This is a genomic window from Weizmannia agrestimuris (assembly GCF_943193165.1).
GTDB lineage: Bacteria > Bacillota > Bacilli > Bacillales > Bacillaceae_C > Weizmannia > Weizmannia faecalis.
In genome coordinates this window covers 48,062-61,604 of sequence record NZ_CALPDC010000005.1, presented here as the reverse complement: position 1 = coordinate 61,604, position 13,543 = coordinate 48,062, and the positions used below count along the sequence as shown (strand labels likewise).

Annotated in this window: 14 protein-coding genes; 10 read left to right on the top strand and 4 right to left on the bottom strand. The window is 46.7% G+C overall.

The window, feature by feature from the left end:
* Positions 1-56: 56 nt before the first annotated feature.
* Positions 57-1,397, top strand: a complete 1,341-nt coding sequence (locus tag NFR98_RS04255; RefSeq protein WP_026683737.1) for an MFS transporter — start codon at positions 57-59, stop codon at positions 1,395-1,397.
* A 41-nt stretch (positions 1,398-1,438) separates the two neighbouring features.
* Here NFR98_RS04255 and NFR98_RS04250 read toward each other — a convergent pair whose 3' ends face one another.
* Positions 1,439-2,407 (bottom strand): DMT family transporter, encoded by a 969-nt coding sequence (locus NFR98_RS04250; protein ID WP_026683738.1) that lies wholly within the window; start codon positions 2,405-2,407, stop codon positions 1,439-1,441.
* Between the two features lie 531 nt (positions 2,408-2,938).
* On the opposite strand from NFR98_RS04250, the gene aldA reads away from it, so the two are divergent.
* On the top strand, positions 2,939-4,387 hold the full coding sequence (gene aldA, locus NFR98_RS04245) for an aldehyde dehydrogenase (RefSeq protein ID WP_014095775.1): 1,449 nt from the start codon (positions 2,939-2,941) through the stop codon (positions 4,385-4,387).
* A gap of 33 nt (positions 4,388-4,420) precedes the next feature.
* Here the strand turns inward: aldA and NFR98_RS04240 are convergent, their stop codons facing one another.
* A complete protein-coding gene (locus NFR98_RS04240; protein ID WP_014095774.1) occupies positions 4,421-4,984 on the bottom strand; it encodes an SCO family protein in 564 nt (187 codons plus the stop codon).
* 100 nt (positions 4,985-5,084) lie between these two features.
* Here NFR98_RS04240 and NFR98_RS04235 point away from each other — a divergent pair, with 100 nt between their 5' ends.
* Positions 5,085-5,474 (top strand): FixH family protein, encoded by a 390-nt coding sequence (locus NFR98_RS04235; protein WP_035182088.1) that lies wholly within the window; start codon positions 5,085-5,087, stop codon positions 5,472-5,474.
* A gap of 52 nt (positions 5,475-5,526) precedes the next feature.
* On the opposite strand, the gene yhfH is transcribed toward NFR98_RS04235, so the two are convergent.
* A complete protein-coding gene (gene yhfH / locus NFR98_RS04230; protein WP_014095772.1) occupies positions 5,527-5,664 on the bottom strand; it encodes a protein YhfH in 138 nt (45 codons plus the stop codon).
* Positions 5,665-5,857: 193 nt separating this feature from the next.
* Here yhfH and lplA point away from each other — a divergent pair, with 193 nt between their 5' ends.
* The 5 genes from lplA to NFR98_RS04205 all read left to right on the top strand — a co-directional run bounded on the left by lplA (position 5,858) and on the right by NFR98_RS04205 (position 11,234).
* Positions 5,858-6,844 (top strand): lipoate--protein ligase, encoded by a 987-nt coding sequence (gene lplA, locus NFR98_RS04225; RefSeq protein WP_017550211.1) that lies wholly within the window; start codon positions 5,858-5,860, stop codon positions 6,842-6,844.
* A 121-nt stretch (positions 6,845-6,965) separates the two neighbouring features.
* Positions 6,966-8,513, top strand: a complete 1,548-nt coding sequence (locus NFR98_RS04220; protein WP_251459762.1) for a fatty acid--CoA ligase family protein — start codon at positions 6,966-6,968, stop codon at positions 8,511-8,513.
* A 379-nt stretch (positions 8,514-8,892) separates the two neighbouring features.
* Positions 8,893-9,606 carry an AzlC family ABC transporter permease gene (locus NFR98_RS04215; protein ID WP_035189409.1) on the top strand — a complete coding sequence of 238 codons (714 nt, stop codon included), beginning with the start codon at positions 8,893-8,895 and terminating at the stop codon, positions 9,604-9,606.
* Positions 9,603-9,905 (top strand): AzlD domain-containing protein, encoded by a 303-nt coding sequence (locus NFR98_RS04210; protein WP_014095768.1) that lies wholly within the window; start codon positions 9,603-9,605, stop codon positions 9,903-9,905. Before NFR98_RS04215 ends, NFR98_RS04210 begins: the two co-directional genes overlap by 4 nt.
* A gap of 81 nt (positions 9,906-9,986) precedes the next feature.
* Positions 9,987-11,234: a M48 family metallopeptidase gene (locus NFR98_RS04205; RefSeq protein WP_251459760.1), complete on the top strand. Its 1,248-nt coding sequence runs from the start codon at positions 9,987-9,989 to the stop codon at positions 11,232-11,234.
* A 128-nt stretch (positions 11,235-11,362) separates the two neighbouring features.
* Here NFR98_RS04205 and NFR98_RS04200 read toward each other — a convergent pair whose 3' ends face one another.
* The gene (locus NFR98_RS04200) at positions 11,363-11,596 is read right to left on the bottom strand and encodes an IDEAL domain-containing protein (protein WP_026683745.1); all 234 of its coding nucleotides are present in this window, start codon (positions 11,594-11,596) and stop codon (positions 11,363-11,365) included.
* 191 nt (positions 11,597-11,787) lie between these two features.
* On the opposite strand from NFR98_RS04200, the gene NFR98_RS04195 reads away from it, so the two are divergent.
* Positions 11,788-12,315 carry a competence protein ComK gene (locus tag NFR98_RS04195; RefSeq protein WP_035182076.1) on the top strand — a complete coding sequence of 176 codons (528 nt, stop codon included), beginning with the start codon at positions 11,788-11,790 and terminating at the stop codon, positions 12,313-12,315.
* Between the two features lie 127 nt (positions 12,316-12,442).
* Positions 12,443-13,234, top strand: a complete 792-nt coding sequence (locus NFR98_RS04190; protein ID WP_035182074.1) for a TIGR00266 family protein — start codon at positions 12,443-12,445, stop codon at positions 13,232-13,234.
* Positions 13,235-13,543 lie beyond the last annotated feature (309 nt).

The window sequence follows — 13,543 nt, the reverse complement described above, 5'->3', positions numbered from 1 at the left end:
CATTGTAAGCGATATCAAATCCTTCATATAAATGATAACAGAAAGGCGGAGAAGAAATGGCGAGAATAGGAAGCAAAAGCACGACCGGCTGGAAAGCGACAATTTCGGTTGCCATGGCCAATTACATTGAAGCCGGTTCCATTATCGCAGCAGCCAGCAGTTTGACGCTCTGGCAGGCTTACCTGCACTTAAACAGCATTTCCGTGGGCTTGTTAAGCGCCCTCAGTGCCAACGCATTTGGCGCGGCAATCGGAGCACTGTTCGGCGGGTATTTAACCGATAAATACGGCAGAAAATTTATCTACACGTATGATTTGCTTGTATATATGCTTGGTGTGTTTTTGATTGCGGTTTCCGTCAACTTTCCGATGCTGTTAATCGGCACCATTATTACCGGGGTAGCCGTAGGAACAGGGGTGCCTGCTTCGTGGACATATATTGCGGAAGAAGCCCCGCATTCAAAGCGTGCGGCCCATGTAGGTACGGCGCAATTGGCATGGTCAACGGGGCCAATGATCACGTTTCTGCTCGCCGTTTTGCTTGCGCCGCTTGGCCTGCTCGGCAGCCGGATTATTTTCCTCCATCTATTAGTCATCGCATTCATCACTTGGTATATCCGCCAGGGGCTTGAAGAATCAGCCATCTGGAAAGAAGATAAAGAAAAAGAAAAAACCGACGCCCAGCTGGGGAAAAAATCAAGAAGCTCCTTGAAAGAATTATTTCGTTTAAAAGTAAACCGCCAGGCCCTCTTTTTACTGATCGGCATTTATCTATTCTGGAACTTAACGGCAGGGGCAATGGGGTACTTTATGCCCTATATTTACCAAAATGTTGGCGGCCTGACGAACGAACAGGCGAACTTGCTGCAAGCTTTCCTCTGGGCGTTAACGGTGCTGACAACCTATGTTGTCTTTATGAGGCTGGGTGACCGTTACAGCCGGCGTTTCCTCTTTGGTTTAGGGGCGGTGATGGGCATTGCCGCATGGCTTATTTTGACTTTTACAGGGATGAATTGGTTCTCCCTTTTTGCCTTTGTTATTCTCTGGGGAAGCGCTGCCGGATTCGGCGCCCAGGCGTTTTACGGCTTGTGGGCGAGCGAACTGTTTCCGACCCGGTACCGCGCGGGCGCACAAGGGTTCATTTATTTCCTCGTCCGGTTCGGAATTGCCATCTGGTCTTTTCTGCTTCCGACCATTATGGACACGCTCAGTTTTAAAGTAGCGGGAATTGTAATGATCGTATTCCTTGTCATCCATTGTATCATCGGAATCGCGCTCGCACCGTCTACACAAGGAAAAACGCTGGAAGAAATTGAAAAAGAACGGTTCGGGACCGTTCGGGACGGGGAAAAACGAGCCGTTACACCAACAACTGCAGCGGAACATTTGAATCAGTAAACCAAAAGGCACAAGTGCGGATCACACTTGTGCCTAAAAGATTATCTGTTTTTTGCCCGGCTGACCCTGAGTTCGGGCTGTTTGCTTCCGGCTGGCAACAACGTCATCAGCGAACCCGCGACGATCAGGATAATCCCGACCGTAACAGCCGGCGTAATCGCTTCTCTCAGAAAAATGAGGGCCAAAATTGGCGCCAGTGCAGGCTTAATAAAGAAAACCATCGAAGCCATTGATGCACTTGTTACATCCATCGCAAGGAAGTAAAACGCAAACCCGAGCCCGGTGACAAAAATGCCGATATAAATCAGGCTTGGCAGCGTATGCCATGCAATTCCGCGGAACACGGGCACATTTGCAAATACGCCGAGGCCAACGGAACGCAGCCAGCCCGCAACAAATCCAATTTTCGAAATCAATACAAGCGCAAGAATTTCAATGCTGCCGGTAAAAAAGCTCAAACAGGTTAAAATGACACCATCACATTTAAACTGCTGGCTGCCTTTTCTGCCGACAACACTGTAAAGCGCAAACGTAACCGCCGAAAGAAGCGCAACAATGATGCCAAATGGACTTTGGATTTCAAACGGGTTGACGATAAACAAAATGCCGACCAAGCTGATGCCCAATGCAACCAGCGTCCGCTTCGAAAGACGCTCTTTTAAAAGAAAATGGGCGAGCGGAATAACAAACAGCGGGTTGCAACTGAACAAAATCGCAACGGTGGAAGCTTTCGTATAAACAATGGCCAATTGGTAAAATGTCATGCTAATAACAACACATAAAAAGCCGGTTACAACAAAAAATAAAAAACTGTCCTTTGTCATGTGAAAATGATATTTTTTCATATGCTGAAACGCCAATGGCGACAATATAACCGCGCCAATAAAAAAGCGAAGCAGGTTCAATTGGATCGGATGAAACGTACCGGCAACCATTTTTATGGCAATTTCCATCGTGCTGAAAAATATAGCAGACAAAACAATGTATAAAATTCCTTTTTTCATGCTCATTACCTCGATCTCTTTCAAAATGTTTAAATGGTTATCCGGTCATCTGATGATCAACAAAAAACGGCAGCGCAAATTCCCCTATTCCAGTTTTATTCCATCTCTTATTATAATGCTCTTCCATTCATAAAGAAAAGGACAACTATGTGAACAATAGAACAAATTGGTGTCTGCCGCCTGAAGAATTCGTTTCCTTCTCCTTTCATCTTATTTTTCCTTCGATTTTCGCTTGTTTCCTGATGGATTTGTTTTGCAGAGGAACGAGAAAGCCCATGCAGCCCGCAACCCGGTTTCGGACTTGGGAGAGAAGTCCAGCGAATATGAACGATCACGAAAACTTGTAAGAATGGCGGAACTTTAAGTATCTGAAAGTGCCACCTTTTTGACGATCTGTTGAATCAATAGACAAAGAACAGCAAAAAACAAACAACATCATAGTTATATAAATTATGTTTGTTTTATTTGACACCCCAACATAGCCACATTAAAATAAAAGAAGAAACAAAAAATTTCAGATTGAAAGGCTGGGAGAGGATGAAAACGGCTACAAAAACATACCAAATGTATATTGACGGGGAATTTACAGACGCTGCTTCAAAAGAAACTTCCCAAGTTATAAACCCGGCAACAGAAGAAGTGATTTCCGAAGTCCCGAAAGCAACAATCGAGGATGTCAGAAGGGCAATCGATGCGGCAGAACGTGCCCAGAAATCATGGGAAAAATGTCCTTCTTCTGAACGGGCCAAATACTTAACTGCGATAGCACAGGAAATCCGCCGCAACGCCGATGCTTTGGCGCGCGTCATTTCAGAAGAAGTCGGAAAAACGCTGGAACTTTCCACAACCGAAGTCCATTTTACAGCCGATTATATCGACTACATGGCCGGCTGGGCGCGGCGGTACGAAGGGGAAATCGTGCCAAGCGACCGCCCGAAAGAAAACATTTTCGTCTACAAAGCCCCCATTGGCGTCATTGCTGGCATTTTGCCATGGAACTTCCCGTTTTTCCTCATCGCCCGTAAAGCAGCGCCGGCGCTGATTACCGGAAATACGATTGTGATCAAACCGAGCGGGGAATCGCCGAACAATGCGTTGGAATTTGCAAAAATCATTGACAAAATCGGCCTGCCGAAAGGGGTTATCAATATTGTCACAGGCAGCGGAAGCACGCTCGGGGATGAACTGTCCCGCAACCCGAAAGTTGGCATGGTCAGCCTTACCGGCAGTTACAGTGCAGGAGCGGCCGTGATGCGGGCAGCCGCGGACAATATTACAAAAGTTTCGCTTGAATTAGGCGGGAAAGCCCCGACGATTGTGATGGACGATGCCGATATCGATCTTGCTGTCAAATCGGTTGTTGAATCGCGTGTGATCAATACCGGGCAGGTTTGCAACTGCACAGAACGCGTATATGTTCAAGAAAGTGTCGCAGATGTGTTTATCAGCAAAATCGTCAAAGCCATGCAGGACGTCAAATTCGGTGACCCGCTTGCCGAAGAAGGGCTGGATATGGGGCCGCTTGTCAGCAAAAGCGCACTGGAAAGCGTCGATCAAATGGTGAAAAGAGCGGTTGAAGGCGGCGCCAAAGTGTTAACCGGCGGCAAACCGGCTGGCAGGGACAAAGGCTACTATTATGAGCCGACCGTGCTTGTCAATGTCGATAACACAATGGAAATCATGCGCGAGGAAATTTTCGGGCCGGTTCTCCCGATTGCGACGTTTAAAACACTTGATGAGGCGATTGAACTGGCAAATGACTGCCAATACGGCCTGACTTCTGCCATTTTCACTTCCAATGTAGACACAATGATGCGTGCCAGCAATGAATTGAAGTTTGGCGAAACGTATGTGAACCGTGAAAGCTTTGAAGCGATCCAGGGCTTCCACGCCGGCTGGAGAAAATCGGGCGTCGGCGGTGCAGACGGCAAACACGGCCTCGAAGAATACTTGCAAACGCATGTTGTATATGTACAATACAAATAATCAAAAGCGCCGGCCGGCAGCCGGCGTTTTTGATTATCGCAGTTTCTCAATTTCTTTCATGATTTTTTCAGCATCAAAGTCCGCACTTCCGTCAAAGTCTTTTATAAGCTCACCGTCTTTATTGACGACATAAAAACTCGTGCCGTGGACAACCTGGTCATTTCCATCCGATTTGGCGACCGGGTTTTTAAAATTTTTCATCGCAAACTTTTCAATTTTTTTCTGCGAGTAGCCGGTAAGGAAATGCCACATGGAAAAATCGCTGTGAAATTGGTTGGCAAATTGTTTCAGCTTTTGCGGCGTATCCACTTCGGGGTCGATGCTGAAAGATACAAGCTCCACATCTTTGTAACCCGCTTTTTTAATTTTCTCCTGCAATTCGCTCATATGCATCGTCATCGGGGGGCAAACCGTTTTGCAGCTCGTAAAAATAAAGTCGGCCACCCATACTTTCCCTTTTAAATCGTCCAGACTGAAAGATTTCCCATCCTGGTCCTTAAATTGAAAGTGTTCAACCGGGTCCCCTTTTGGCGCACAGGAGGAAAGCGCCGGAAGCAAAAATACGAACAACACGAGAAGTGCAATCTTTCTCTTCAAATCAGCCTCCCCCTTTACGGATGTAAGCGTTATTTTGTATGATCATTATAACATGTATTTTCAGTATAAACGGTAAAAACAGAAAAAAGAGGGTGAAGTGGTGAAAAAGTGGATTCTGGCGGGCTTGTTCCTGATGGCCGTATCGCTCTTTGCCGGATGCGGAAAACAGGAGCAGGCGGCTGTAAAACCGGCGAAAATGGTAAAAGTGCAGCTCATCGTGCCCAAAACCGCTAACGCCGGCACAAGCATCCCGTTAAAGGCGGTTGTCACACAAGGAAAAGAAAAAGTAGACGATGCAGACGAAGTGAAGTTTGAAATTTGGAAGGAAAATTCGGATAAAAACAGCTCGATGCTGGAAGCGAAGCATGATCAGCACGGCATTTATACCGCAAAAACGGTCATCAAAGAACCCGGCACATATACGGTCCAGGTGCACGTGACAGCGCGGAAAATGCATGTCATGCCTAAAACCGCTTTATCCGTAAACTGAAAAACAACCGGGCAGCGTGAAGGCGTTTTTTATCTTTGCGCTGCCCTTTTTGTTATTCATGGCTTTTCACATGCAGGCAGTTCGGGCATGTATTGCCATAGCATTCCGACTGCTCATCGATTTTTTCACCGCATTCTGTGCAATATTTGTCAGGCAGGTTTTTGAAAAAGTCTAAAATATTTTGTACCATTTTCACGACTCCTTTGTTATATAACTGTTTATTATATTTTTAATTGTATTATAACAGTTTTTAAATGTCAATGGCGAAATGGTGAATTTTTTAGAAAAATAGAGAAAAGATCAAAGATTGCCCACGGGCATCCCTTGTTCTATAATGAAAATGAAAGGGATTGCTTTACATTTTGCATAAAGGAGGCGGCATTATGCTGTTTATTGATAATCAGGGCATTACCGACCCGCGCATCAACCTTGCCATCGAAGAGTATGCCCTGAAAAATCTCGATATCAATGAAACTTATTTACTTTTTTACATAAACCAGCCGTCGATTATTATCGGCCGCAACCAAAACACCATCGAAGAAATCAATACGGATTACGTGGACAAAAATGGTGTCATCGTCGTCCGCAGGCTCTCCGGCGGCGGCGCGGTGTACCATGATCTCGGCAACATCAATTTCAGTTTCATCACAAAAGATGACGGCGAGTCCTTCAGCAATTTCCGCAAATTTACCGATCCGGTTGTGCAGGCATTGCGCAAACTCGGTGTAAACGCGGAATTAAGCGGGCGCAATGACATCCAAGTTGGCGACCGGAAAATTTCGGGGAACGCGCAGTTTTCCACAAACGGGCGCATGTTCAGCCACGGCACGTTGATGCTCAATTCAGAACTTGATAAAGTTGCGCAGGCTTTAAAGGTCAGAAAAGAAAAGATCGAATCAAAAGGGATCAAGTCAGTGAGGAGCCGCGTCGCCAACATCTCCGAATTTCTCGACCATCCAATCTCCATGTCGGCATTCAGGCAATTGCTTTTGGAAAGCATTTTCGGTGGCAAGGAAATACCGGAGTATAAGCTGACCGAAAAGGATTGGGAAAAAATCCGCCAAATTTCGAAAGAGCGGTACCAGACATGGGAATGGAACTATGGCAAATCGCCGAAATTCAATCTCCGGCATTCCCGGCGTTTTCCGGTGGGAACGGTCGATGTACGGCTTGAAGTGAACAAAGGGATCATCGAAAACTGCAAAATTTACGGCGATTTCTTCGGCATCGGGGAAGTAAAGGATATAGAAGAAAAGCTGGCCGGCTGCCGTTATGAGCGCGCCGGTATTGAAAAAGCGTTGGAAGGCATAGATATCCGGCATTATTTTGGCAACATAACGAAAGAAGATTTTATCAGCCTCATCTATTAAGAACGCGCAAATTCCCGGGTTCCAATGGCAATCCGGGAATTTGTATTGAAATATTTTAATTGTTTTTATATAATAAATGGGTAGAATGAATGATTGTTCACTCAGAAAGGGGAGGGAGAAATTGAATTTACCGTCCAGTTTAAAAAAGACGGCGGAAATGAACGCGGACAAAACAGCTTATATTTTTATGGATCAGCCTGTTACGTACAAGGAACTTGACACGGCCGTTTCAAAGTTTGCGGACGGGCTGAAAAAACTCGGGCTCAAAAAAGGGGATCATATGGCCCTTCTGCTTGGCAATTCACCGCAATTCATAATTGCCTTGTACGGGGCGATGCGGGCCGGCGTGACCACGATACCGGTCAACCCGATTTACACGCCGGAGGAAATTCGCTACATATTGGATAACGGCGATGTGAAAGCAGTCGTGGCGCTTGATTTATTTGTACCATATGTGGATAAGATCGATGCCCTGCTGCCGAAAGTGGAGCATTACATCATTTGTGAAACCGATCCGGCAAAAGCGGGAAAATATACGCACCCAAAATTGAAATCGTTTTCACAAATACTGGCGGAAAGTTCGCCGTCCGTCGAAGAAGTGCCGCTTTCTGAAGGGGATACGGCGGTTATTTTGTATACGTCCGGAACGACCGGAAAGCCAAAGGGGGCGATGCTTACGCATAAAAATTTATATTCAAATGCGAGCGATATAGGCTCCTATTTGAAAATGAGCGCGGATGACCGGGTCATTACGGCTTTGCCGATGTTTCACGTTTTCTGCCTGTCGGTTGCTGTGAATGCGCCGCTCATCAGCGGGGCAACGCTGCTCATATTGCCGAAGTTCAGCCCGAAAGAAGTGTTCCGGGTGGCAAGCCGCTACAAAGCAACGATATTTGCCGGCGTGCCGACGATGTACAATTATTTGTTCCAATATGAAGGCGGGGATCCGAAAGACTTCGCCACGCTCAGGCTGTGCATATCCGGCGGCGCTTCGATGCCGGTTGCGCTTCTGAAAAACTTTGAAAAAAAATTCAATGTGCTCATTTCGGAAGGATACGGATTGTCGGAAGCCTCCCCGGTTACCTGCTTCAATCCGCTTGACCGCCCGCGCAAACCGGGATCGATCGGCACCAATATTGTCCATGTTGAAAATAAAGTCGTGGATGAGCTTGGAAATGAGGTGCCTGTCGGCGAAGTCGGCGAACTCGTAGTACGCGGGCCGAACGTGATGAAAGGGTACTATAAAATGCCGGAAGAAACGGCGGCTGCGATCCGGAACGGCTGGCTGCATACCGGCGACATGGCGAAGATGGATGAAGAGGGTTACTTTTATATCGTAGACCGCAAGAAAGATATGGTCATTGTCGGCGGTTTTAATGTGTATCCGCGCGAAGTGGAAGAAGTGCTTTACGACCATCCGGATGTCGTGGAGGCAGCTGCAGTGGGCATCCCTGACCCCAATCAAGGGGAAGTCGTGAAAGTATATGTCGTATCGAAAAACAAAAATCTGACGGAACAGGCATTGCTCGATTATTGCAAAGAACGGCTTGCCAAATACAAAGTCCCGAAAGAAATTGAATTTCTGGATGAGCTTCCGAAAAACACAACCGGAAAAATTTTGCGCAGGTCTTTAAAAGAACAATTGCAAAAACAATCGGCCCGGCCATAAAAAATCGGGCTACGGAAAAGCCAAAGGCGCACGGTTTTCTGGAAAAATTGCAATATGGAAGTAGGGACTGCTGAAAACGATTAAAAAATCGGCAGTAAACAGCAAAAAAAGCATGCAAAGCCAATCAGAATAAATCCGCCGCGGAACGGGAATCCGCTCGAAAAAGCCCAAAAGAAACGGCGGGACACCACCATTCATCGTGTCCCGCCGTTTTTTTGCATCTTTCTTGATAAAACAACACTTTTTCAGTGCCCTTCGGAACGAAAAGCCAGATTTTTGGCATCTTGTTAGAAAAACAGACAAGGCGTATAATAGGAAAATATAAGAATATTGGATCATCATTTCGAAGCTGGGGGGATAAAAGTTGGAAGCAACATCCATGGCGGAGGAAAAAACAGGCAGTTTTAAACCCGGGCTGCAGGCAGGCGCAAGCATTGCGATCGGATACTTTCCCATTGCGCTCACATTCGGCCTGTTGTCTAAAACAACCGGCCTGACGCTGATAGAGACTGTGCTGATGAGCCTGATTGTTTATGCCGGCGCCAGCCAGTATATGGGTTTAAGTTTGATTGCTGCCGGCACAAGCCCGTTTGTCATTATCCTGACCACCTTTGTCGTCAACATCCGCCATTTTCTTATGACTGCCGCCTTGAACCAAAAAGTGGAAGAACCAAGCAAATGGAAACGCGGATTGTTTGCGTTCGGCATTACGGATGAAACTTTCTCGGTGCTCGCCATGCGGAACGGAAAAATACCGCTCGGCTACGGATTTGGCGTCACTTTTATCGCTTACGCCAGCTGGGTCGTGAGCTCCGGGATCGGGTATGTGATCGGAGCCAACCTGCCGCAATTTTTGCAGGCAAGCATGACGGTTGCCTTATATGCGATGTTTATTGGCCTCCTTGTCCCGTCTTTGAAAAAAAGTGTGAAAGTCCTTTTCCTTGCCGCCCTTTCAGCAGCGTTCAACAGCATTTTTATCGGGTACGGCGTCATGGAGGAAGGCTGGTCCATCATCGTCTCCACTTTGTTGTCGGCTGTTTTGGTCGAAATGGCGGAAACATACAAACGGAAAAAGCGGGTGAAAGAAAAATGAGCACCATCCTCCTCGTGATTATCGGCATGGGCATCGTGACGTTTTTGCCGCGGATGCTGCCGCTCGTCCTTTTGCAAAACAAAACGCTGCCGCCATTTTTGGAAGGCATTTTAAAAAATGTTCCGTACGCCATTTTAGGCGCCTTGATTTTTCCAAAAGTGTTTTTGATCCAAAAAGATCCGCTGTTCGGGGTAATCGGCGCGGGAACGGCCATCCTCCTCGCGTTCATCGGCGCGAATGTCATCATTGTCGTGCTCGGGGCGATTGCGGTGTTGAGCTTTTATTCTTTTCTGTTTTAAGGCAAAGCCGTATTGGCTGTTCTAAATGCCTTTTTCCTTGGCTACATATATAGAAGAGGACAAGGAAGGAGTGCATGTGGAGTGAAGATGAAGTGGGCGCTGCGGGCGATTGCGGCATACATCCTGTTCGGCCTTTTGATGTACTGGTATTTGTTTTATTACGCCGATGCTGCTCTTCCCGCCCAATATAAAGGGACAGCCGCAGATCCCGCTACTTTTATGAGCGGCCGCCAATTGTTTTTAAGCGAAGCATACGCAAAAATCAGGAATCTGCTTTTTTTCCTATCCGTGCCGTATGAATGGCTGTTTTATTTTTTGGTACTTGTGCTTGGCATTTCCAAAATGTTTGAACAATGGGCAGCGGCAGTTTCACGCATCCGCCTCATTCAAACCGCGGTTTATTTCTTTTGGTTTTCGCTTGCATCCTTTTTGTTTACCTTTCCGTTCGGTTATTTGTCCCATCGTTTTTCAAAAGCGTACGGCATTTCCACCCAAGATTTTGCAGGATGGATGAAAGATGAACTGACCGATTTCTGGGTAAACTTTGCCATCATGTTTGCTGTCGTCGCGGTATTGTACGCCTTGATGAAAAAATTCCGGCGAAAATGGTGGCTCCCGGCCTGGCTGCTTTCCATTCCTTTTACGGTATTCATGATGTTTATCCAGCCGGTCGTGATTGACCCGCTGTATAACGATTTTTATCCGTTAAAAGATAAGGCGCTGGAGGCGAAAATTCTGGCGCTTGCGGAAAAAGCACAGATTCCCGCTGATCATGTGTACGAAGTGAATATGTCGGAAAAAACAAACGCCCTGAATGCTTACGTCACCGGCATCGGTTCCAACTCAAGAATCGTACTCTGGGACACGACCCTCAACCGTATGGATGATAAAGAAATTTTATTTGTGATGGCACACGAGATGGGGCATTATGTAGAAAAACATATCTACTTCGGCATCGCGGGCTATATTTTGATGATGCTCATCGGGCTGTGGCTGATTGCCAGGTGGATGAATGCGGTTGGGCGGTGGAAAAAAAGCGGGCGGTGGATGTCCGGGATTTCCAGCATCAGCTCGCTGCCTTTATTTTTGCTCATTTCCTCGGTTCTCCTCTTTGCGTCAAGCCCGCTTACCAACTGGGCATCGCGCTACCAGGAGATGCGGGCGGACCGTTATGCCGTACAGATGACGCATGATAAAAAGTCCGGGGTTGAAACGTTCCAAATTTTAACAAAAGCGGGTTTAAGCGAAGTCAATCCACCGCTTCTTGTCAAAATATTTCGCTATGACCATCCAACAATGCTGGAGCGGATCCGCATGCTGGAAGAATAAGGGATACTGAAAGTGCAGTAGGCGCGGCCTGTTCCGGGCAAAAATCTTTTGGCCGCGCCCTGCATTTGCCATTTTTATGCAAAAGAAAAGCCGTGCAAACGGGCCGGGCCTGTTTGCATGGCCTGTATTTAACCAAATTGCAGGTTGATTTTTTTCAGTTCGTTTGTTAAATGCATGAACTGCTCCTTATCGCGAAGATCAAGTACATGGTCAATTTTTCTTAACAACGCTTCTCTTTTTTTGTTCAGCAGGATCTCATTCAGCAACATGTCCGTGTAAATGTGTTCCACAAATTTCTCCATCTGAATCCGGGACTTCGGGCTTTCTTTCGGCACGTCAGAGAAAGATTTTTTGTTTTCCATGTATGATCACCTTTTTCCGCTTTTTTTTATTATACAGAGCATTTCAATAAAAAGCAATGTAAAAATTGAATTTTTCTGAAACGGTAAACAAGGAAAAAAATGCATATTTTTAGAAAAACGACTAGAAATGTAGGAAATTTGTACTATAATAGAAAGTGAATTATGAGAAAAATAGAATGGGGGAATACTTTATGCAACATGGAGAATTGGACATTCATCCAAATACGATTGCGCTGATTCCTTGCCAGGAGGGAGGAGAAACAGGGACAAAAATACTGGAAGTGGATCGGGAACGATTTGTGCCAGAACTTCCCCTGAGTATCGTGAAAAAAAGCTGTCAATACTTTGGAAGCGATTACGAAGGAAGGAAAAATGCGACAAAAAGCTTGATTCATGTTCGGCACAAGCCGCCGATCCTCGTTGATCCTCATACAGCTACCATAATTTTTCCAACAAAATCGCCCAGCCAGCCGGACTGTATTTGGCTGATCTCCGGGCATATTAAAGACCACACCCCAGAAGGCAAAAAAACTGAAGTGATTTTTTCAAACAATCAATCACTCGTATTGCCAATCAGCTACGGTTCGTTTATTAACCAGTACCATAAAGCAGCTGCTTTGCAGGTTGCTTATGAAATTAATATCCGACGCTCCCGCATGCAATTTTTGAAACAACAGGGATACAGGGCGATGGAAGACAGCGGGCTGTATTGGATTTAAGCTTGGCAGGGAGGGGGCCCCTGCCTTTTCGTCCAATAAAACGAACGCCTGCCCGGGAAATAAAAATGAAACATTGCGAACGGCAAGTCCGTATACAGGGGGTAGTGCAATTTGAGGAGGTTTGGAAATGAACAACCACGATATTGATTTTAAACTGGTCGGGGATGACATGCAGTTTGTCGAAGTCGAGCTCGACCCGCAGGAGACCGTCATCGCCGAGGCCGGCAGCTTGATGATGATGGAAGACGGCATCCGGATGGAAACGATTTTTGGCGACGGATCGGGCAGCCAGGGCGGAGGCATTATGGGAAAACTGTTCTCTGCAGGAAAACGGCTGATCACCGGCGAAAGTCTTTTTATGACCGCCTTTACGAACGAAGGCCGTGATAAAAAGCATGTAGCGTTTGCAGCGCCTTATCCGGGCAAAATTGTACCGATGGATTTAAGTGAACAAGGGGGAAAAATCATTTGCCAGAAAGATGCATTTTTGGCAGCGGCAAAAGGGGTTTCAGTTGGTGTTGAATTTCAGCGGAAACTTGGAACAGGGTTTTTCGGCGGGGAAGGATTTATTATGCAGAAGCTTGAGGGAGACGGCCTTGCCTTTATTCATGCAGGCGGCACGATCCAGAAACGCGAGCTCGCACCCGGCGAAACATTAAAGGTGGATACAGGCTGCCTTGTCGCCATGTCACGGACGATCGATTATGACATTGAATTTGTCAAAGGGATCAAAACAGCCCTGTTTGGGGGAGAGGGCCTGTTCTTTGCCACTTTACGCGGGCCGGGATCGGTCTGGGTGCAGTCCCTGCCATTCAGCCGCCTGGCCAGCCGCGTATTTGCCGCAATGCCGGCAGCGGGCGGTTCGAAGGATGAAGGCAGCATGGCAAAAGGCTTGTTTAATTTGTTTAACGGGGATTAAGAGGTGTAAAAGCACTGCATTTTGCGGGACGTTTCCCGGAACAGGCAGTGCTTTTTTTTGGCATATGAAAAAATGATACGCCCGGACGGAAGCGGGGAGAGTGCCCCGACGGCGGTTGCGTGGACCGGCCGGATGGGGAGGGCATCCGGATTGGATGGGAAGGACTTTTCCGGGGGCGGGAAAAGGCAGTATTTTACTTGGAAGCGGGGCATCCCCCGGCAGAAAAAACAGGAAGCATATTTTTTTGGCAAAAAGCTTGATTCATAGAAAAATATCCGTTACAATAAAAGAACAAATGTTCCTTGTCCG

What these genes read in the sequence shown, in the direction of transcription:
- NFR98_RS04255 (WP_026683737.1), top strand. Translation starts at nt 57, where the DNA reads ATGGCGAGAATAGGAAGCAAAAGCACGACCGGCTGGAAAGCGACAATT.
- NFR98_RS04250 (WP_026683738.1), bottom strand. Translation starts at nt 2,407, where the DNA reads ATGAGCATGAAAAAAGGAATTTTATACATTGTTTTGTCTGCTATATTT.
- aldA (WP_014095775.1), top strand. Translation starts at nt 2,939, where the DNA reads ATGAAAACGGCTACAAAAACATACCAAATGTATATTGACGGGGAATTT.
- yhfH (WP_014095772.1), bottom strand. Translation starts at nt 5,664, where the DNA reads ATGGTACAAAATATTTTAGACTTTTTCAAAAACCTGCCTGACAAATAT.
- lplA (WP_017550211.1), top strand. Translation starts at nt 5,858, where the DNA reads ATGCTGTTTATTGATAATCAGGGCATTACCGACCCGCGCATCAACCTT.
- NFR98_RS04215 (WP_035189409.1), top strand. Translation starts at nt 8,893, where the DNA reads ATGGCGGAGGAAAAAACAGGCAGTTTTAAACCCGGGCTGCAGGCAGGC.
- NFR98_RS04210 (WP_014095768.1), top strand. Translation starts at nt 9,603, where the DNA reads ATGAGCACCATCCTCCTCGTGATTATCGGCATGGGCATCGTGACGTTT.
- NFR98_RS04200 (WP_026683745.1), bottom strand. Translation starts at nt 11,596, where the DNA reads ATGGAAAACAAAAAATCTTTCTCTGACGTGCCGAAAGAAAGCCCGAAG.
- NFR98_RS04195 (WP_035182076.1), top strand. Translation starts at nt 11,788, where the DNA reads ATGCAACATGGAGAATTGGACATTCATCCAAATACGATTGCGCTGATT.
- NFR98_RS04190 (WP_035182074.1), top strand. Translation starts at nt 12,443, where the DNA reads ATGAACAACCACGATATTGATTTTAAACTGGTCGGGGATGACATGCAG.